Annotated in this window: 1 protein-coding gene; it reads left to right on the top strand. The window is 43.4% G+C overall.

What is annotated here, in order from left to right; genetic code table 11:
* Positions 1-198: 198 nt before the first annotated feature.
* Complete coding sequence (locus R7O13_RS26870) at positions 199-573, top strand: hypothetical protein (protein ID WP_318305208.1); 375 nt, start codon at positions 199-201, stop codon at positions 571-573.
* The last annotated feature ends 150 nt before the right edge of the window (positions 574-723 follow it).

The raw sequence follows: 723 nt of genomic DNA, 5'->3' as shown, positions 1-723 counted from the left end.
AATATTGCTACTTTGGTTTCTTTCAGGCTCTCGCTTGTTATTTACTCCCCCGCTTTGCGCATTCGCCATTTACACTTCAAATTTTTATCAATCAAAAATGATAAATTCCGACAACACAGTGGAGAAAAACATACACAAGCGTTATAAAACCAACGCGAGACAATAAGATCTCATCCATCATCTATCGTGGAAAAATCAATGAAAACAATTCAACGTATTGGGCTAGCTCTCTCCGCGTTTGGGCTTATGACGGGTTGTCAGCTAACATCTTCTGAACCGCTTTACCCAACCGCCAATCAAAAAACTATCCAATCAGCAAAAAATGAATTCAAGGGAATGGAAGAGTTTGAAGTCAGTGACGATGGTGTCATTTCTTTTCGTGCCCGCCAGCCTGGAACAGACTATTACTGGGAGCCATCTAAAATCAAACAGTTAAGTTACGAGATATCCTGTGTTTTCCTCACTTATTATGTGGATCGTGGGATGGTGGTGAAGTCTTCGTTTTTAGGCGCTCGTGGCCGCGTTGAGTACTATGATATGGAGCGCTGTATGGACAACACGCCCTTCGAGTAATTTTCTCAGCACATAAAAAAAGCTCCACCGAAGTGGAGCTTTTTGGGTATTGGATTACTTGAAATTACGGACGAGCAACAAAACCGACAGCTTCGTATGCTTTCTTCAGTGTTTCCGCCGCGCGAGCCGATGCTTTCTCCGCGCCTTGCT

This window comes from Vibrio sp. Y176, from assembly GCF_033438945.1.
This window is presented reverse-complemented; position numbering and strand designations above follow the sequence as displayed.